Raw genomic sequence first — 18,686 nt, 5'->3', positions numbered from 1 at the left:
TGTAAACGAAGGGGGGGCATTGGTGAATGATCTGTTTTTCACAACGGTGAGCCAGCATCACGCTGGCCCACGGTTTCAGGGAATGAGTAGCACCTTACCCGGCATGGTATTGCGAGCGATGTCACGCACCGCCTGAGCGAAGCTTTCAAAACCGCCACGGTGAGCGATTAATGGCTCCAGGCTTAACTTACGTTCTGCCAGCAACCGGCTCGCTGTTTCCCACTCCTGCCCAGGCCACGGGCTGGAGTAGTTCATCCAACTGCCGATAACCGTCAGCTCTTTACGCAATATTTTGCCAAACGTCGCCGACGTTAAATGCAGATCCTGATGCAACGTGCCCACCAACGCCAGTTGTGCATGAGGCCCGGCAATCTCTACCGCCAGTTCGACAGTTTGCGGTACGCCAGCCGTCTCAAGGATAAGCTGATTAAAACGCAGTTCGCGTAAAACAGCCTGCATATGTGGCGCACTCATTTCACTGCTGTTAAATGTTTGCGTGGCACCAAAGGATTTTGCCAGTGCCAGTTTTTCTGGGCTAATGTCGATAGCCGTCACACTCTTCGCCCCCAGCGCACTGGCGCACTGGATCGCCAGCAGGCCGATAGTTCCGGCACCAATAATAATGACGTTTTTATTTTCACAGCCTTGCGCCAAATGGAAAGCGTGCAGGCCGACGGTAATTGGTTCAATAAAAGCGCCATCCTGAATCGGCATTTCCTCCGGTAGTGCGAAGACATTTTTTCGATTCACCACAATATATTCTGTCAATCCCCCGTTGCGCCGTGATCCAATAAAATCATATTTCGCACACTGGGAATAAAAGCCTTTCAGACATTCCGGACATTGAAAACAGGGTAATAACGGCACACAGGCGACCGCATCGCCAGGTTGTAAATCATTTACCCCACTCCCCACAGCATCAACAAAACCACTAAATTCATGCCCTAATGTTATGGGGTAATAATGTGCACCATTTTTAAATATCCGGGGCAAATCGGAACCACATAATCCCGAACTGGAAATTTTAATTCGCACATCATCCTGATGATGAATTTCGGGTAACTCGTGCTCTTCCACGCGGACAATACCATCAGTATCATTAACAACTGATTTCATAAAAACTCCTGAGTGATAAAGGGGGATATTCTCCCCCTTGGGTATAATTTATTGTGCGACAGCAGCTTTATCTTTGTTAATAACACCGCGCGCCCGACGCCAGGTCATAAAAATACCGGTGAGATAAATAGCACCGATAATAATGAAACCGGGGATATTCTGCGGGGAGAAAACCTGAATCAGTAACCAGGTGATGGGTGAACCGCCCTGATCCATCGAGGCCACCATGCCTCCGGCTTTTAACGCGCCCGCATTGGCAGCCAGTTGGGTATGCAGGCCAATAGTTTGCGTCGCAATCCACAGGGTGATGCTCATAATGATGATGCCTGAGATCAGGGTGCGGAACAGGTTTCCACGATGCACCGCGACCGCCATCGCTACAAAGAAGCCGATGGTGGCAAGGTCACCAAACGGCAGCACCTGATTACCCGGCACACAAACGGCAATCAATATAGTGAGCGGGATAAAAATCAGGCTTGCCGACACCACAGCCGTATGCCCCAGCAGCAACGCCGGATCAAGCCCAATCAAAAACTCCTGACCGCCGAACTTCGCCTGTAAACGGCTACGCGCCTGCTTCGCGATGGGTGTTAAACCATCCATGATGGGCTTGATCACCCGTGGCATCAGCAGCATCACCGCTGCCGTTTTTACTGCCAGTTGCAATACACCTTTGACATCGTAACCGGCAAGAATGCCGATAATCAGTCCCATCACAAAACCCACAGTGACCGGTTCGCCAAAAGGGCCAAATTTGCGCTGAATATCGTCGGCGCTAAATTTTATTCGGTTAATACCAGGGATTTTTTCGATAATGGCATCGACCAGCACCGCAATCGGCCCCATATACGCCGATGTGCCGTGCGGAATGGCAATGCCTTCCAGCTCAAAGAAATCACGGGTATCGCGTGCAAACCAGTCGCCCAGCTTATAAACAAACGCTGCGTGAATCACCACACCCGCGATGCCAATCATCCATGAACCCGTCGCCAGATGCAGCAACGCGCCGGTGAAGGTCATATGCCAGATATTCCAGATATCGACATTCACTACCCGCGTCATACGCGTGAGCAGCATTGCCACGTTAACCAGAATCGCAATCGGAATAGCCACCAGCGCAATTTGCGACGCCCAGGTCATTGGAGATGATCCCGGCCAGCCGACATCGACCACATGCAGATTTAAGTCGAAATTTTCCGCCATCGCTTTCGCCGCCGGGCCAATGGAATCCAGCATTAAGCCAATCACCAGACCGATGCCAACAAAGCCAATCCCGATATGCAGACCCGCTTTAAAGCAATCGCCTGCTTTCATGCCTAATATTTTTGAAAAAATAATAATGACAATCGGCAACATGACCGTAGGGCCAAGGTCGAGAATATAACGCATGACTTCTGAAAACATAGGTCACCCCTGTAAGATAGTCAGAATTTTATTTTGTAATGCTTCGATCCCTACACCAGAAACAAAAGGCATACCGTGAACTAACGGAATATCACCAAAACTGCGGTCAACTTTGGCAGTCGTACAAATCAGATGGACTCCATCCATATAAGTTTCTATTTCATTAACCCGACACTGGATTAATTCAACAGGGATATTATGGCTCTGACACAGCTCTTTAATTTCTTCCGCCGCCATCGTAGAAGTCGCAACCGCGCCTCCGCAAGCGACAATAATCTTGCGTTTCATAAATAGTCCTTTTTATTAGTACAGAGGGATTTTATTCATTTGAATCTAAAACAGATGTTTTGAAATATTCCATTAATTGCACTTCAGGAATGCTGATAAGCGTTTCGACCACATCGGGTTGTTGCAGCTTGCCAAATAAACGGCGTAAAAGTTTCAGTTGCTGCTGTGGATTTTCTACAATCAGGGCGATGATTAATGAAACCGCCACTTCATTATCATCATCGGCTTGCTGAAAATTGATTTTATCCGCGAGTCTTAACAGATAAATGGCTGACGTTTTTGCATGAATCGCCTCGCAGTGCGGTATTGCAATGGCGTGCTGTTCCAGCATGATCCCGGTGGGGAACTCCGCTTCTCTGCCAATTAATGCCTGCGGCCAGGAGTCATGAACAACGCCTTGTGCGACCATTTCGTTGCCAATATGGGTTAGTGCTTCGCGGCGATTGGCAAAAGAAATTCCGCTACGAACAAATAACTTTGTCATATTACATCCTTATTATTTTGCACAACCGTAACGATAGGCGCGCAGAACATCAAAAATTTTATCCATAATAAGCTGATGTGGTATCGCCTTGAGTTCCTCACTCTGGATGCGTTCAAATTGCTTTGGTAAATACTGACTAATTATACCCAGTGGAATTTCGACACAGTCAAGGTTCGCCATCATCATCTCGACGCTATTTTTAATTCGGCTATGCGGCCAGTAATAACGGATACGATCAGAAAGGCTATAACGAATATCCAGTAAAGAATCGTTAAATCCAGTACGGTAATATTTTTTCCAGTATTGCGGTTCGTCGAGCATGACTTCTTCAATCACGTCAAGACAACTGCTGCGATTTTCCGGCGCGATAAGTTCCTGCTCAATTTGTGCCAGCGCAAATATCGCCTCACGTAAAGCAAAGGTTAATGCTGGCCCTACTTTCAAAATTGCAAAGTGATCGCGGACTAATTCCCAATAAGCCGTCCGGGTCTGGTAATCGGTGGAATGTGCTTCATAAACCATTTTGCTGTTTTCTATCCATTGCGCCAGCGCCTGCGCTTCTTGCGGCTGATAATGGATAATATTGCTGTGATCAAATTCAACGCCAGGCTGTACCACTATCGCAATCACGCGCGTTAACGCCTCTGTCAGGCCACGGGCAATAAACGCTTTTTGATGTGTGCGTAAAGTATTGGCAGCATCTTCTACCTTTGTGATGTGCACCGACTGAATGGCGCTGGCCTCACCGCCCGGAACCGGAACTTCGGTGCCAATCACATAAGTCAGTTGTTCACGCTGGTCATCTGTCGCCACGCTTTCCGCAGCAAAGCAAAGTACAGCGGCACGTTCAGCTACCGTTTCTGGCGCTAACGGTACAGGATCACCCGCACAGGACATTGACGCATCAAGATGAATTTTACTGAAACCGGCACGAACATATGCCTTTACCAGCTCGACGGATTTTTCCATCGCCGCATCCGCATTTTCTTGCTGCCAGCAGTTTGGCCCCAGATGATCACCGCCGAGAATAATGCGCTCGCGCGCAAACCCAACTCTATCGGCAATCGCAAAAACAAATTCGCGAAAATCTGCCGGTGTCATTCCGGTATAACCGCCAAATTGATTGACCTGGTTTGACGTTGCTTCAATCAGCACTTTGCGTGTGCTGTTGAGATCGAAAGCCAGCGCCGCTTCAATAACCAACGGATGCGCCGAACAGACTGAACAAATTCCGATATGTTCACCGGCTTTATGCCGGGCAATTAACGTTTTCATGGTTTTTCCTTGTTAAATGGCAGATGCGTTATGCCCTGCCTTCGCAGCCGCAATCGGCAATCACTTTGCGCACCACATCGCGCATTGCGAATTTTGCCGACTGTAAATAATCCCGGGGATCGGTCGCCTCTGGATGCTCCGTCAGATAACGTTTTAACGCCTGCGAGAAGGCATTTTTCAGCTCCGTCGCGACATTGATTTTGCAAATTCCCAGGTTAATGCTTTGACGAATGTCCGCAGAAGACAGTCCCGACGCACCATGCAGTACCAGCGGTAGCGCAACCTGCTGACGAATGGCCTCAAGGCGGGAGAAATCCAGCGCCGGTGCGCTGGCATACATACCGTGAGCGGTGCCGATTGCGACCGCCAGGGAATCAATCCCGGTTGCCTCGGCATATTCACGCGCCTGTACGGGGTTGGTGTACAACGCATCGGCTTCATTGACTTGCACATCATCTTCCTGGCCGCCAAGTTGCCCCAGCTCCGCTTCGACGCTGACATCAAAGCGATGGCAAAAATCCACCACCTCTTTGACCCGTGAAATATTTTGCGCATAAGGCAAATGCGAGGCGTCAATCATTACTGAGCGCACGCCGGAGCGCACTTTCTGAGCGATATCTTCAAACTTTGTGTGATGGTCAAGGTGAATCGCCAGCGGATGGTGATACTGCTTCGCCATCGCGCTAACCAGCGCCAGTAAGTTTTCTGTTCCGGCATGGTTAAATGTACCTGGCGTTCCGGCGATGATGACCGGCGCATTCAGGCTGGCTGCGCTTTCCACCACCACCTGCATCGTTTCGAGATTGTGAATATTGAATGCCGGAACCGCGTAGCCGCCGCGCTGCGCGTTGTTCAGCATCTGCTTTGTCGATACCACGCACATTTTCATATCCTGTCGTTTTCTTTCGATTTCAAAATATAATGAAATTATTTGTTTTTAAATGTCGAGATAACGATCACAAAAACGACAAAATGAAAATTAATCCAGCAATAACAGACAAAAAAAAGGCCTCCCGTGGGGAAGCCGTAACAAAGTGCGAGTGGTTTTATGCCGGATGCGGCGTGAACGCCTTATCCGACCTACGGGGTAGTGCTGTGTGTAGGCATGATAATACGCTTCTGCGTCGCATCAGGCATAGGTTGCCAGATGCGGCGTGAACGCCTTTTCCGGCCTACGGGGCAGTGCTGTTCGTTTAAAACGTATCAGGCGATAGTAATTTTGCTATCAAGATAAACGTCCTGCACGGCGTTAATCAGTTTCACGCCGTCGGCCATCAATTTCTTGAACGCTTTACGTCCGAGGATCAGCCCCATTCCGCCTGCGCGTTTGTTGATAACCGCAGTACGCACCGCATCGCTAAGGTCAGTTTCACCGCCTGCAGCACCGCCGGAGTTTATCAACCCTGCGCGCCCCATATAGCAGTTAGCTAACTGATAACGCACCAGATCAATCGGGTTTTCGCTGGTCAGCTTGCTGTACACGCGATCGTCGGTGTAGCCGTAATTAATCGCTTTATAGCCGCCGTTATTTTCCGCCATTTTCTGTTTGACGATGTCCGCGCCAATGGTCGCCGCCAGATGGTTCGCCTGACCGGTCAGGTCGGCGGAAACGTGGTAATCAACGCCCTCTTTCTTAAAGGCGGAATTACGCAAATAGGCCCACAGCACGGTCACCATGCCCAGTTCATGCGCACGTTCAAAGGCCGCAGAAATTTCTTCAATCTGGCGACGTGACTCTTCTGAGCCAAAATAAATGGTCGCACCAACCGCCACCGCGCCCATATTGAACGCCTGCTCTACGCTGGCATATAGCGTTTGATCGTAGGTGTTCGGGTAACTTAGCGTCTCGTTATGGTTGAGTTTGACGAGGAACGGAATGCGGTGCGCGTAACGCCGCGATACCGATGCCAGCACGCCGTAAGTTGACGCCACACAGTTACAGCCCGCTTCAATCGCCAGCTCAACAATATTTTTCGGATCAAAGTAGAGCGGGTTAGCGGCAAATGAAGCTCCGGCAGAGTGCTCGACGCCCTGATCAACCGGCAAAATGGAAAGGTATCCCGTTCCCGCCAGACGCCCGGTGTTGTACAGCGTCTGCATATTACGTAACACCGCTGGCGGGCGATTATTGTCAATCATCACGCGATCTACGTAGTCATGTCCGGGGAGATAAAGCTGGTCAGAAGGAATAGTCATACAACGATGCTGTAAAAGGTTGTCGGCATCTTTGCCAAGCAACTGCGCAATATCTGTCATTACTATGCTCCCGTAAATTCCGATTGGATATCGGCTATGGATTGTCCTGGCCCGCCTTTGCGGGCAATCATAATCCTGGTCGTTACGGGCTATTTTTTCCATTCTCAGGATGTTTTTTCAGCGTTTTCTGTTGGCTCGATTCATCAAAAAAAGTGTTACAGCGGTCAAGTTTTCATCGCAAAGGTATTTAAAAGGTATTATTAGGTGGTATTGTCAGCGCGTACCTTACATTACCTGTCATGAAGGAATTAAAAGATGAAAACAACAGCAAAGCTGTCGTTCATGATGTTTGTTGAATGGTTTATCTGGGGCGCGTGGTTTGTGCCATTGTGGTTGTGGTTAAGTAAAAGTGGTTTTAGTGCCGGAGAGATTGGCTGGTCGTATGCCTGTACTGCCATTGCGGCGATCCTGTCGCCGATTCTGGTTGGCTCCATCACTGACCGCTTTTTCTCGGCGCAGAAAGTGCTGGCGGTATTGATGTTCGCTGGTGCGGTGCTGATGTATTTCGCCGCGCAACAGACCACTTTTGCCGGGTTCTTCCCGTTACTGCTGGCCTACTCGCTAACCTATATGCCGACCATTGCGCTGACTAACAGTATCGCTTTTGCCAACGTGCCGGATGTGGAGCGTGATTTCCCGCGCATTCGTGTGATGGGCACTATCGGCTGGATTGCCTCTGGTCTGGCATGTGGATTCTTGCCGCAAATGCTGGGGTATGCCGATATCTCACCGACTAACATCCCGCTGCTGATTACCGCCGGAAGTTCTGCTCTGCTCGGTGTGTTTGCGTTTTTCCTGCCCGACACACCGCCAAAAAGCACCGGCAAAATGGACATTAAAGTCATGCTCGGCCTGGATGCGCTGATCCTGCTGCGCGATAAAAACTTCCTCGTCTTTTTCTTCTGTTCATTCTTGTTTGCGATGCCACTGGCGTTCTATTACATCTTTGCCAACGGTTATCTGACCGAAGTCGGCATGAAAAACGCCACCGGCTGGATGACGCTCGGCCAGTTCTCTGAAATCTTCTTTATGCTGGCATTGCCGTTTTTCACTAAACGCTTTGGTATCAAAAAGGTATTATTGCTTGGTCTGGTCACTGCCGCAATTCGCTATGGCTTCTTTATTTACGGCAGTGCGGATGAATATTTCACCTACGCGCTATTATTCCTCGGCATTTTGCTGCACGGCGTAAGTTACGATTTTTACTACGTTACCGCCTACATCTATGTCGATAAAAAAGCCCCCGTGCATATGCGTACCGCCGCGCAGGGGCTGATCACACTCTGCTGCCAGGGCTTCGGCAGTTTGCTTGGTTATCGTCTTGGCGGCGTGATGATGGAAAAGATGTTCGCTTATCAGGAGCCGGTAAACGGACTGACTTTCAACTGGGCTGGAATGTGGACTTTCGGCGCGGTGATGATTGCCATTATCGCCGTGCTGTTCATGATTTTTTTCCGCGAATCAGACAACGAAATTACGGCTATCAAGGTCGATGATCGCGATATTGCGTTGACACAAGAGGAAGCAAAATGAAAACAGAACGTATTCTCGGTGCTCTTTATGGGCAGGCGTTAGGGGATGCGATGGGGATGCCCTCCGAGCTTTGGCCTCGTTCCCGCGTCAAAGCACACTTTGGCTGGATTGACCGATTTCTGCCTGGACCAAAGGAGAATAACGCGGCCTGTTATTTTAACCGCGCCGAATTCACCGATGATACCTCGATGGCGCTGTGTCTGGCGGATGCGCTGCTGGAACGTGAAGGCGAGATAGACCCGGATCTGATTGGGCGTAATATTCTCGACTGGGCGCTGCGTTTCGACGCTTTCAACAAAAACGTGCTTGGCCCGACCTCAAAAATTGCGCTTAACGCCATTCGCGACGGAAAGCCCGTTGCTGAACTGGAAAACAATGGCGTGACCAACGGTGCCGCGATGCGCGTCTCACCATTGGGTTGTTTACTTCCGGCGCGCAATGTTGATTCCTTTATTGATGATGTGGCGCTGGCATCCAGCCCGACCCACAAATCCGATCTGGCGGTTGCAGGCGCGGTAGTCATCGCATGGGCGATTTCTCGTGCCATTGACGGAGAAAGCTGGTCAGCGATTGTTGATTCACTGCCTTCGATTGCGCGACATGCTCAACAAAAACGCATTACCACGTTCAGCGCCTCACTGGCGGCGCGTCTGGAGATTGCGCTGAAGATTGTTCGTCACGCCGACGGCACCGAATCCGCCAGCGAACAGCTTTACCAGGTGATTGGCGCGGGCACCAGCACTATCGAGTCCGTTCCATGCGCCATTGCGCTGGTTGAACTGGCACAAACCGATCCTAACCGCTGCGCCGTCCTGTGCGCTAACCTTGGCGGCGACACAGACACCATCGGTGCTATGGCGACGGCGATTTGCGGCGCGTTGCATGGCGTTAAGGCTATCGATCCTACGTTAAAGGCGGAACTGGATGCGGTAAATCAGCTTGATTTCAACCGCTATGCCACGGCGCTGGCGAAATATCGCCAACAACGGGAGGCGGTATGAGCGGCGCTCGATTACACACGCAGCTGCCTGAATTAACCACGCGTCAGCCGGTTATGGTAATTGGCGCGGCGGTCATTGATGTGATCGCCGACGCTTACGCCCTGCCCTGGCGCGGGTGCGATATCGAACTGAAACAGCAGAGCGTAAATGTTGGCGGCTGTGCGTTGAACATTGCCGTAGCGTTAAAGCGCCTCGGTATCGAAGCGGGTAACGCCCTGCCGCTCGGTCAGGGGGTGTGGGCGGAGATTATTCGCAACCGGATGGCAAAAGAGGGCTTAATCAGCCTGATCGATAACGCCGAAGGTGATAACGGCTGGTGTCTGGCGCTGGTTGAGCCGGATGGCGAACGCACTTTTATGTCGTTCAGCGGTGTGGAAAATCAGTGGAATCACCAGTGGCTGGCGCGATTAACCGTTGCGCCTGGCAGCCTGCTCTATTTTTCCGGTTATCAACTGGCCTCGCCCTGCGGCGAATTGTTAGTGGATTGGCTGGAGGGACTGCAAGACGTGACGCCGTTTATCGATTTTGGCCCTCGTATTGGCGATATCCCGGATGCATTACTGGCGCGGATCATGGCTTGTCGACCGCTGGTGTCGCTTAATCGCCAGGAGGCTGAGATTGCTGCCGAACGTTTTGCTTTATCCGCAGATATAACAACACTTGGCAAGCAGTGGCAGGAGAAATTTTCCGCGCCATTGATCGTTCGTCTGGATAAAGAAGGTGCCTGGTATTTCAGCAACGGCGCTTCTGGCTGCGTTCCGGCATTTCCCACGCAAGTCGTTGATACGATTGGTGCAGGCGACAGTCATGCAGGTGGCGTACTTGCCGGGCTGGCCTCCGGTTTACCGCTGGCAGACGCAGTGCTGCTGGGTAATGCGGTGGCATCGTGGGTTGTCGGACATCGCGGCGGTGATTGCGCGCCAACGCGCGAGGAACTACTCCTCGCACACAAAAACGTATAGATCGCTGCGACAGTGACTGATGCTGTACTCAATAGGCCGTTGCTGTTGGTCAAGCGCCACTTGCTTGATCACCAGCACCGGTATTTTGCTATCTAACTGAATATGTGACTGAAACTCGGCATCCGGCATTCGGGCGCTAACGCGGGAACGGGTACGCTTTGGAAAAATATGCTGACTGCGAAAGTAGTCATAGAGAGAAATACCGATGGCATCAACATCATGAATTAAATGCGCAGGAACCCACGACTCCTCAATCGATACCGCTTCTTCATCCACGTAGCGAATGCGCTTAAGCAAGAAGACATCACTTCCTGCTTCAACCGCCAGCTGCTGCGCGACTTCTTCAGGGCACTCTACCACTCGCTTGTTAACCCACAGCGTGTCGGGCTTTTTACCGCGCAACACCACCTGCTGCGAAAAGCCTCGCGCTTCTTTTAACGAGTATTCGAAGATGTTGTTGATCTGCGTGCCGTAACCACGCGAACGCGTCACCACGCCCTCTTCTTCCAGCGCCTGCATCGCCTTGCGCACCGTAATGCGCGAAACGCCGGTTAACTGACTTAAATCGCGTTCGCCGGGCAAAATATTGCCATGCTCCAGCACCCCGCTACGCACGGCATTTTTTACCGTTTCGGCAAACTTAATATAAAGCGGCGTGTTGTCCGCCGCTAAAATACGTTCATTCAGTTGGGCAATAAGCTGGGTATGCGCTTGTTCCATTTGTCTTTTTCCTGCCGGGGAGTCTGGTGGGAGTATATCACTGCTTCTTATTTAAGGCGTTTCTTTAATCCCATCAACGAATGCCTGCAACTCCTCCGCCGTGCCATTAAACACATTAAAATCCACCGAACCATTAATGCCATCTACCTGTCCACGGTCGGAATGCTGCCAGAAGCGCCAGGCCATTCCGTCATTGTCCGGACGACGTTGATAATAGTGAGCCACCCACCACGGATATTCATTGAAATGGCCCGCCAGATTCGTGTGATAAAACGTCGCGCCAGCATAAATAATCGGCTTTTTTCCCGTGCTTTTTTCGACCATTTTTAGCCACTGACTGACCCGATTGCGTAATTCTTTTGCCGATAATTTTCCTCGCTCTTCTACGTCCAGCACGGCAGGGAAATCGCCGTGGGCAAAATCCACCGTTTGCAGAAATAATCTGGCCTGAACTGAAGCGGATACCGACGGAGAAAAATAGTGATACGCCCCACGCAGCAGGCCATTTTCGCGGCTTCTTTGCCAGTTGCGCGAAAAATACGGGTCAACCAGCTTTTCGCCTTCCGTAGCCTTAATAAAAGCAAACTGTAAGCGGATACCGTTGTCGCGCATTTTTGCAACACGCTGCCAGTCGATCCGCTCCTGCCAGCGTGAAACATCAATACCATGAATGGTGTAACTGGCAGGTATGCGAATAGCGAAAGATTTAACCGGGCGATAACCGTAGAAGTGGATGTAGTCTTTGATCTGAATTGCTGTCGAATAGAAAAAATTCACCGTCTGGCGGGGATAAATCGCCACGATGGAAATTAGCCCCAAAGCGCATAACAAGGCGGTGAATTTTTTGCGACTGACGATTTTTAGCTGCATTGGTTTCATCCCTGAATTTCAGCACAAAAAAAGCTGACAATAACCAAAGCAGCTATAGTACGGCGCTTACCACCAGGCGTGGAAGTGGTGAACCGGACCAATCCCGTGACCGACTTCCAGCGTGTCGGCCTGGGCTAACGCTGCCGACAGCCAGCTTTTTGCCTCCTGTACGGTGTCGCCCCAGTTTGTATGGCGCGGACGCAACGCCGCCAGTGCCGCAGAGAGCGTACAACCGGTGCCGTGGGTGTTTTTGGTCATAATGCGCGGTGCGGTAAAACGTTGTTCACCGTCGCGGGTAAACAGCCAGTCCGGGCTTTGTTCATCATCCAGATGACCGCCTTTCATTAGCACAGCGCCACAGCCCATCGCCAATAATTCACGTCCCTGCTCCAGCATTTCCTGTTCATTACGCGCGTGTGGCGCATCGAGCAAAGCGGCTGCTTCCGGCAAGTTCGGTGTAATTAATGAAACCTGTGGCAATAATCGACTACGTAGCGTGGCTACCGCCGAAGGTGAAAGCAGCGGGTCGCCGCTTTTCGCCAGCATGACGGTATCCAGCACCACGTTTTGGATCTGATAACGTTGCAGCCGTTCCGCCACCGATTCAACGATATCGGTTTCTGCCAACATGCCGATTTTGGTGGTGTCGATTCGCACATCGCTGAACACCGAATCGAGCTGGGCGGCGACAAAATCAGGATCAATGCGATACACCGACTGTACGCCACGGGTATTTTGCGCCACCAGTGCAGTAATAACTGAGCAACCATAAGCGCCAAGTGCCGAGAAGGTTTTAAGATCGGCCTGAATCCCCGCACCACCGCTCGGATCTGTACCAGCAATGGTCAGAGCGTTAATCCGTTTCATGCCTGCACCTCCTGCGTCAGCTGCCAGAGCGCATCAAGGAAATGTGGAACAAAACTGCCCGGCCCTTCGCTTCTGACGACTGCGCGTTCTCCGGCTTGTTTCATCCAGTGACAGGCAGATGCAACATTTTCCAGCGTATCGCCCGGTAATGCACAGCTCGCAGCGACAACTGCCGATAATGCGCAGCCAGTTCCCACCACTTTGGTCATTAACGGGTCACCGCCGTGAATACCAACGGTGCGACGACCATTAGTAACATAATCCACCTCGCCAGTGACCACGACGATTGCGCCGGTTTCCCGTGCCAGAGTTTGTGCGGCGGGCAACGCATTGGCTGCTGCGTCAGTGGTATCCACACCACGACCACCATTAGCGATGCCTGCTAATGCCATGATTTCCGAAGCATTACCGCGTATGGCGCTTGGTTTAAGAGACAGGAGTTTCAGACAAAAACGGCGGCGATAATCGAGTGCACCAACCGCGACCGGGTCAAGTGTCCAGGGTGTTTGGGAGCGTGTTGCCTGTTCTACGGCGGCACGCATCGCCTGTGCGCGTGGCTGCGTCAGTGTACCAACGTTAATCAGTAAAGCACTGGCAATTGCCGCAAACTGACTGGCCTCTTCGGTTTCGATAACCATCGCTGGCGATGCGCCGAGCGCCAGTAAAGTATTGGCAGTAAAGGTTTGCACCACATCATTAGTCATGCAATGCACAAGGGGGGAATATTGGTGAAAAAGGTGTAACACGGGCGCTGATTGCGCCGGACTCAGCAGGTCGACTTGCATAATTTGCTCCTGCCATAACGTGAAGAAGCAATGACCTGGCGGTCTGTGACTTCCCTACGCTGGCATTATCCAGATCAGGTGATACGGGTATTTCTCAGCCTTCACGCAGAAGGGCACCCCGAGTCGTTTGGTTGAATCTCTATATTTTGTGCCAGCTTAGGGGAAGTGGCTTGCAGATGCAAGCTCGCCTCCATTCATCGCTTCTTCATTGTGACCCCATTTTGTACTCCATATCAGAAATGAAAAAGAAACAATCCACATCCATTATTCATATGGTAAAAACTATTGATTATCTTATTTAGCTAATTTATATTATTTATCTAAATTTGATAGGTGAGATAAAAAATGACAGAAACCCAGATCTACGAGAACATTAAGCAAGCCATTAGCAGCGCACCACGAAATAGCCAAACGATGGAAATGCACCTCCAGATGATCAAATACGCTGACCATCTTAAAAACGTCACGGCAAAAGAGTTTTGCGAAGGTGTAGGACTTAAAGCCAGCTTTGGTACAGAGTTCAGCAAAATGAGAAATCTTACCGAGCGACTCAAAGCTGCTGGACTTGACACCACGAAGTTATAACAAACAAATCATCAATATATTACTTTCGTTTTCCAGACTTACTTGCATATGTTTCTAAGGCCAGAAAGAACAATAACCAATACATAGCTAATACCATAATGTTTTCATTTTATATTACACAGAGAGATTTTTAGAGAGTGGAATAGATGAATTCTACTTTATTTTTTACTAAATATTGAATCATAACCTTCCTTATTAAAATGGAATATCAAAGTCTTCATATACTTTGGGATGTTTCTTAGCAAAATATGCCTCAATACCATTTGGTAGCTTTATCCTGTGCTTACAGGCTAACGATGTTGCAAATTCTATAAATGATGCCCCTCCTGTTCTTGTGTGTTTCTCCTGGATGATAAGAGAGGCAAAATTCTCTAACACATCCTCCTCATTATCATTAGCTACCTTTTCATCAGATGGCGTTTCTTCCATTTCCCAAGGTAAAGGCGCATCCCAATCATCAAGAACATCAAAAGAAAACTCTTTATTATCTTCCGTAGGGGGAAGCTGTTCCTGAACAGCTTTAACGGTAGCTTCTTGTTGTGTCTGGGCTTCTTGTTCATAAGGAAGGACAATATAAGCATTTGTGCTACCTGCCCTTTCCTCAATCTTCAACCATCCAAAAGAAACAAGATCTTTGATATGACGGCGTACCGTCTGATCTGTACCTACTCCTAACCGCTCACCAATACCTTTCAAAGATGGTGTTACCTTTTGATATGTGCCAGATAAACTTAACAAATAAGAATAAATGATCTTATGATGTAGTTTTACTTCTTTTGTTTTGCCGTTAATCACTAGGGAAGTGATTGCTAGTAAGTCATAATCTATTCCTAAAAAAGGTTTTGTATGTTTAATCATTAAAAAAGCTCCTTGATGTAATCACGCTCTACGGCGCTACTATGGTGATAAAAATCACTTGCTTTTATTTGAGAGTGTTTCAGCCTCTCTTTTCAACATATCAAGAATGTAATCTGTAACAGTGATACGTTTACTTCTGGCTTCTTTAAACAACACCTGAAATACTTCATCAGGAATATGAAAGCAAGTGCGTGGTTGTCTTTTCTTTTCTGTAGTTTCGCTCATAGTTTTCTCCTTCTCTTCTTTACTCTGTTTCAGATCCTTTTTCATTTTTTCTTAATTTATCAATAATTTTTAGTGCTGCATCGAAACATTTTTCACGCTCTGGATAACCTCGACTCCTTGCCATATTACGATTCATTACTACTTGATGTCGTGTTAGCTCACCTTTTTTAAATGCCTCTACAACGTGTTCCGGTGTAAACCATTTCATAAAAAACTCCTTATTCAGTTAAAAGAAAAACACCTTGCAAGCCTGACGGCTTCAAAGTGCATTGATTTTGATTATTTAGAGAAGAATGTTTTTCTGTCTCTCTAATACCTATTATTACATATAAAGAAACATTTGCCAATACATTTTCATAGAAAATATGATGTTTTTCATGCGCTTACATTCTTTCTTAGCAATTCGTGCTCTTGCGGACGGTCCTATTTTTCCTTATTGTATAAAACGCTCTAAAACGCGTTCTAACGAAGTTTTGATAAAAGCAATACATTCCCTTATGTAATGGCTGCTTAGCTCGCCAGAGGCTTATTTAAGAGACTTATTTTGTATTTGTTAGATGATGGAAAGATGATGATAGATATAAAACAGAGAGTTCTTAGATTAGTTACTTTATAAAACGCTCTGTAAAGCCTTGTAGTGAGTTTATATATATGTAGGCAATGCGTTTCCATTCTCTACCCTGCTTAATGCTGTTAGAGAAGCATTTAGACCCCTTATTTTTAATTAACTAAAATATCCTCTATACCTTGTGTTATGAAACACCTCTGAATCCTTCATAAAACACATTATGACGCAAAGAACACTTTTCTAAGGAGATTCCCTTCCTGAATGCTGTTTCTTGCGTCAGAGAGCTACACAGAGAGCTTATAAAGCTATTATTAATAATAAAGTAGATAAAGTAAGTAAGAAGATTAACTAAGATAGATAAGATTAATAAGATCAGAATTTTCTTTCGGTGTCGCCTCTGGCTTTTCCCCACCGAAAACTATTACACGACTACAGAATGTAGGAAGTGAAATTGTATTGAGGCTTAGTGAAATTACACGAGGAAAGCAGAGTGTAATTGAGCTTTAGCCGCTCTCTCTTCGAGTAATTACACAACTACAGAGAATAACAGAGTTATTAAATGTAGGAGGGTAATTAAGAGTTAGAGAGAGTTAACACGTAAGCAATCAGATGATTGGTTAGGTGATTACTCTTACTGCGCACAGCGCAATAGTATTTCTTCGTGTGGCGTTACCGCCAACGATAGTTACACGAAGAAGAGTAACGCTTTGCTTTCGGTGTGAGCGGAACGGGCCAGCCACGAAGCCCAAAGGTAGCGGAGTAAGGCTGCTTGCCAGAGAGTGAAGCTAACGCCGGAAGGCAAAAAGATCATATATATAGATATAAAGAATATTATTTAATTATTCTTATTAACTTATTCTTATCGGGTATCAGTTTTGATAGGGGTAGTCATATCAAAGCTAATAGGGGTATCAATATTGATAGGGGTATCATCGGTTTATTATTCTTTATAAACCCCTGTTAGACTTGATAGGGGTAACAGAATTCTGTGGGGGGTAGCTCACAGTGACCTACCGTTACTACCAATCATCACATAGCACTCACTCTGTGTAATGCCTTTCTATGTGTGTGCCATAATCCCCTATATTCCCTGTGTAAATCATAGAATAATGCTCTCTATTCCCTGTGTAATTCCCTACTAAAAAATCCAATGAAAAATGGCTTCAAAGTGCAATGTTAGCTTTCTTCACTTTTACATCACTTTCGCAAAGCCTTGTGTAATGCGGTTTACAGAGCACCATCAGAAATTGTCAGAAATTGTCGATTAAAAATCAATCTATTATTTATCGAACGAGTTTTCTCGTTTTTGTGCAAATTTTAAAATTTATTTTGTTTTTATAGCCTTATTTCGTGTAATGCGTTCATAGCAAGCCATTTTCTTGTGTTGTCAAGGCATTTGGCAACGTTCAAACATCTGTTTAGAAATGCCAACTTGTTGATCTAACAAATAAACCTGTATAAACAGAACACCATTTAATCTATCCCCCCGTGTATCCATTAGGCATACCAAATGAATACAGCTAAATCGTGTAATATTCCGTACCCATAAGGCTTGAAACAGACCAAATGAATACAATACACTCATTTGCATTGGAGTGGTGCCAAATCGATACATCAAGGGGATTTTATGAGCAATATCGGCTATAAGCGTGTGAGCACTGTAGATCAAAATACTGATCGCCAGCTTGCAGGACTAACTCTCGATAAAGTCTTTGAAGATAAGCTGTCTGGTAAAGACACTAATCGCCCAGGCTTACAAGCGTGTTTAGCCTATCTGAGAGAAGGCGACACCTTACACGTCCACTCTCTTGATCGTTTAGGGCGTAACACCTTAGACATTCTTGCCTTAGTGGAACAACTTAATAATCGTGGTGTAATTGTTCGCTTTCACAAAGAAGGGATCATTGCAGACATTACAAGCGCGATGGGAAAAATGATGCTTACTATGTTGTCGGCAGTGGCAACGTGTGAACGTGAACTGATGTTAGAACGTAAACGAGAAGCGCAAGCCGTCAATCCTAGAAAGCGTGGTAAAGGTAAGGCAGTGGATCGAGAAGGTATAAAGAAAGCCCTTTCTGATGGCGTGTCAGTGCGTAAAACCGCCGAGATCTTTAATGTTGCTCCTTCGACGGTACAGCGAATTAAGAAGGAAGAAGAGGAGGCGTAATGCCTCCTTGATATTTGACAGGGACGGTCGGCAGAAATCGGGGCTTGCTGATCTCAGCGTTGAGCGGTTCTTGCAATGGTGCCTAGGTGCTCGCTTGTATTCCCCTTCGATAATCACCACTAAGCCACTTATTGCCTTGTGGAGTGGCCCGAAAATTACTGATATCTTATTGATTCAGTCGATCCCATTTAACCGCAGATACAATTCCCCAATTACCACTAGCATTAGGCCTACGCCACTTCGCGGTTTCCATTCCACGAAGGTATTCGAGAGCGTCATTGAACGAACTGAAACGTTTCTGGGCTGATTTTTCCCCTACTCTAAACGAACCATCGCGAGTACTTGCCAATCCTGGATGAAAACACGACCCATCTGCAGCATAAGGAACAAGTACCTCCTGATCATCAGGTTTCCTTGAATCAGAAGCTAGTAACTGCCAAGGCTCAATACGCAAAGCGTCAGCCAGAACCTCAATTGCATCAAGAGATGCATTAGAGCAACCACGCTCAATTCGACTCATATAACTACGAGCAAAACCACACCGATCTGCAAAGGCCTCTTGGCTTAAGCCAATAGCTATACGGAACTCTTTTACTCGTTGTCCAAAAAGGTATCTCAGATTCTTTCGCATGGCACAAAGATGCAATTTGACGCACCAATTAACCACGCACTAATCGTGACATTTTGAATCAATCATGTATTATTAGCATCACCATCCATTT

The 18,686-nt window shown here is 47.8% G+C and carries 20 protein-coding genes and 1 riboswitch; of the genes, 5 read left to right on the top strand and 15 right to left on the bottom strand.

The window, feature by feature from the left end; genetic code table 11:
- Window positions 1-75: 75 nt before the first annotated feature.
- The 7 genes from gatD to fbaB form a co-directional block, all read right to left on the bottom strand.
- Complete coding sequence (gatD, locus tag A7Z29_RS06680) at window positions 76-1,116, bottom strand: galactitol-1-phosphate 5-dehydrogenase (RefSeq protein WP_105289977.1); 1,041 nt, start codon at window positions 1,114-1,116, stop codon at window positions 76-78.
- Between the two features lie 48 nt (window positions 1,117-1,164).
- Window positions 1,165-2,520, bottom strand: a complete 1,356-nt coding sequence (locus tag A7Z29_RS06675) for a PTS galactitol transporter subunit IIC (protein WP_000490656.1) — start codon at window positions 2,518-2,520, stop codon at window positions 1,165-1,167.
- Window positions 2,521-2,523: 3 nt separating this feature from the next.
- Window positions 2,524-2,808 carry a PTS galactitol transporter subunit IIB gene (gatB, locus tag A7Z29_RS06670; protein WP_000823282.1) on the bottom strand — a complete coding sequence of 95 codons (285 nt, stop codon included), beginning with the start codon at window positions 2,806-2,808 and terminating at the stop codon, window positions 2,524-2,526.
- Window positions 2,809-2,839: 31 nt separating this feature from the next.
- Entirely contained in the window at window positions 2,840-3,292 is a 453-nt protein-coding gene (gatA, locus tag A7Z29_RS06665; RefSeq protein ID WP_085460879.1) for a PTS galactitol transporter subunit IIA, read from the bottom strand.
- Window positions 3,293-3,304: 12 nt separating this feature from the next.
- Entirely contained in the window at window positions 3,305-4,567 is a 1,263-nt protein-coding gene (gene gatZ / locus A7Z29_RS06660; RefSeq protein WP_105289976.1) for a tagatose-bisphosphate aldolase subunit GatZ, read from the bottom strand.
- A 28-nt stretch (window positions 4,568-4,595) separates the two neighbouring features.
- Entirely contained in the window at window positions 4,596-5,450 is an 855-nt protein-coding gene (locus tag A7Z29_RS06655) for a tagatose bisphosphate family class II aldolase (RefSeq protein WP_105289975.1), read from the bottom strand.
- A 320-nt stretch (window positions 5,451-5,770) separates the two neighbouring features.
- Window positions 5,771-6,823, bottom strand: a complete 1,053-nt coding sequence (gene fbaB, locus A7Z29_RS06645) for a class I fructose-bisphosphate aldolase (protein ID WP_105289973.1) — start codon at window positions 6,821-6,823, stop codon at window positions 5,771-5,773.
- A 255-nt stretch (window positions 6,824-7,078) separates the two neighbouring features.
- On the opposite strand from fbaB, the gene A7Z29_RS06640 reads away from it, so the two are divergent.
- The 3 genes from A7Z29_RS06640 to A7Z29_RS06630 are packed head-to-tail and all read left to right on the top strand — an operon-like array spanning window position 7,079 to window position 10,319.
- Entirely contained in the window at window positions 7,079-8,356 is a 1,278-nt protein-coding gene (locus A7Z29_RS06640) for a nucleoside permease (RefSeq protein ID WP_105289972.1), read from the top strand.
- Window positions 8,353-9,357 (top strand): ADP-ribosylglycohydrolase family protein, encoded by a 1,005-nt coding sequence (locus tag A7Z29_RS06635; RefSeq protein WP_105289971.1) that lies wholly within the window; start codon window positions 8,353-8,355, stop codon window positions 9,355-9,357. Before A7Z29_RS06640 ends, A7Z29_RS06635 begins: the two co-directional genes overlap by 4 nt.
- The gene (locus A7Z29_RS06630) at window positions 9,354-10,319 is read left to right on the top strand and encodes a carbohydrate kinase family protein (protein ID WP_105289970.1); all 966 of its coding nucleotides are present in this window, start codon (window positions 9,354-9,356) and stop codon (window positions 10,317-10,319) included. Before A7Z29_RS06635 ends, A7Z29_RS06630 begins: the two co-directional genes overlap by 4 nt.
- Here A7Z29_RS06630 and A7Z29_RS06625 read toward each other — a convergent pair.
- The 4 genes from A7Z29_RS06625 to thiM form a co-directional block, all read right to left on the bottom strand.
- A complete protein-coding gene (locus tag A7Z29_RS06625) occupies window positions 10,293-11,039 on the bottom strand; it encodes a GntR family transcriptional regulator (RefSeq protein WP_000434025.1) in 747 nt (248 codons plus the stop codon). The two genes, A7Z29_RS06630 and A7Z29_RS06625, sit on opposite strands and share 27 nt — an antisense overlap.
- Window positions 11,040-11,090: 51 nt before the next feature.
- A complete protein-coding gene (locus tag A7Z29_RS06620; RefSeq protein ID WP_105289969.1) occupies window positions 11,091-11,909 on the bottom strand; it encodes a glycoside hydrolase family 25 protein in 819 nt (272 codons plus the stop codon).
- Window positions 11,910-11,975: 66 nt separating this feature from the next.
- Complete coding sequence (gene thiD / locus A7Z29_RS06615; RefSeq protein ID WP_105289968.1) at window positions 11,976-12,776, bottom strand: bifunctional hydroxymethylpyrimidine kinase/phosphomethylpyrimidine kinase; 801 nt, start codon at window positions 12,774-12,776, stop codon at window positions 11,976-11,978.
- Entirely contained in the window at window positions 12,773-13,561 is a 789-nt protein-coding gene (gene thiM, locus A7Z29_RS06610) for a hydroxyethylthiazole kinase (protein ID WP_085460887.1), read from the bottom strand. Before thiM ends, thiD begins: the two co-directional genes overlap by 4 nt.
- 34 nt (window positions 13,562-13,595) lie before the next feature.
- Window positions 13,596-13,692: riboswitch (TPP riboswitch) on the bottom strand.
- 214 nt (window positions 13,693-13,906) lie between these two features.
- Between thiM and A7Z29_RS06605 the strand changes: the two genes are divergently transcribed.
- The gene (locus tag A7Z29_RS06605) at window positions 13,907-14,146 is read left to right on the top strand and encodes an HTH-like domain-containing protein (RefSeq protein WP_032303346.1); all 240 of its coding nucleotides are present in this window, start codon (window positions 13,907-13,909) and stop codon (window positions 14,144-14,146) included.
- Window positions 14,147-14,341: 195 nt separating this feature from the next.
- Here the strand turns inward: A7Z29_RS06605 and A7Z29_RS06600 are convergent, their stop codons facing one another.
- From A7Z29_RS06600 to A7Z29_RS06595, 3 genes are read right to left on the bottom strand one after another with little or no spacing between them, the layout of a single operon-like run.
- Window positions 14,342-15,004: a helix-turn-helix domain-containing protein gene (locus tag A7Z29_RS06600; protein WP_021293134.1), complete on the bottom strand. Its 663-nt coding sequence runs from the start codon at window positions 15,002-15,004 to the stop codon at window positions 14,342-14,344.
- Window positions 15,005-15,058: 54 nt separating this feature from the next.
- Complete coding sequence (locus A7Z29_RS23465) at window positions 15,059-15,229, bottom strand: hypothetical protein (protein WP_000005468.1); 171 nt, start codon at window positions 15,227-15,229, stop codon at window positions 15,059-15,061.
- Window positions 15,230-15,248: 19 nt separating this feature from the next.
- Window positions 15,249-15,437, bottom strand: coding sequence for a hypothetical protein (locus A7Z29_RS06595; protein WP_001306377.1), 189 nt, complete (start codon window positions 15,435-15,437; stop codon window positions 15,249-15,251).
- A gap of 1,987 nt (window positions 15,438-17,424) precedes the next feature.
- Here A7Z29_RS06595 and A7Z29_RS06590 point away from each other — a divergent pair.
- Entirely contained in the window at window positions 17,425-17,964 is a 540-nt protein-coding gene (locus tag A7Z29_RS06590) for a recombinase family protein (protein WP_000065228.1), read from the top strand.
- Between the two features lie 166 nt (window positions 17,965-18,130).
- On the opposite strand, the gene A7Z29_RS06585 is transcribed toward A7Z29_RS06590, so the two are convergent.
- The gene (locus tag A7Z29_RS06585) at window positions 18,131-18,595 is read right to left on the bottom strand and encodes a helix-turn-helix domain-containing protein (protein WP_024190854.1); all 465 of its coding nucleotides are present in this window, start codon (window positions 18,593-18,595) and stop codon (window positions 18,131-18,133) included.
- Between the last annotated feature and the right edge of the window lie 91 nt (window positions 18,596-18,686).

This window comes from Escherichia sp. MOD1-EC6842 (genome assembly GCF_002965705.1).
In the GTDB taxonomy this organism is placed as follows: Bacteria; Pseudomonadota; Gammaproteobacteria; order Enterobacterales; family Enterobacteriaceae; genus Escherichia; species Escherichia ruysiae.
The sequence above is the reverse complement of the archived record's forward strand: the minus strand, read 5'-3'. Positions and strand labels throughout refer to the sequence as shown.